Source organism: Vibrio sp. HI00D65, assembly GCF_001635455.1.
Lineage (GTDB): Bacteria > Pseudomonadota > Gammaproteobacteria > Enterobacterales > Vibrionaceae > Vibrio.
Window position 1 is genome coordinate 1 of the sequence record NZ_LWEH01000101.1, and the last position, 439, is coordinate 439.

At 45.8% G+C, this 439-nt stretch carries 1 protein-coding gene; it reads right to left on the minus strand.

Going from position 1 to position 439, the window contains the following annotated elements; all coding sequences use genetic code 11:
• Positions 1-439, minus strand: a 439-nt coding sequence (locus A3712_RS09880; protein WP_231891794.1) for a methyl-accepting chemotaxis protein, incomplete at both ends; no start/stop codon positions are given.

Here is a 439-nt window from a genome sequence, read left to right on the forward strand (position 1 = left end):
TTAGAGATAAGTTCTCTGCAACGACTCGACTAATTTCCTCTGTTGAATCGGATGTTCTCGAGGCTAAAACTCTGACCTCATCAGCAACCACGGCAAAACCACGACCGTAATCTCCAGCCCTAGCCGCCTCAATGGCCGCATTAAGCGGCAATAAATTCGTTTGATCAGCAATATTGCCAATGACCTGCACAATGTTTTCGATGCTGCCCGATAATTCAGTCAGTCGGCGAATCAAATTTTCAGACTTCTCGATATCTTCAACTACATTTCTAGACAGCTCACGGGTCAATGCGAGAGAAGATTGCCCATCACTTGCCACTTGCACTGTCTCTACTGCGGTACTATAAGCTATAGAAGTCGCATCCGACGTCGCCTCTTCTTGCAACACTTCATTGGTAATATCGGAAGCAAACTTTACGACTTTATAGACATCGCCTCG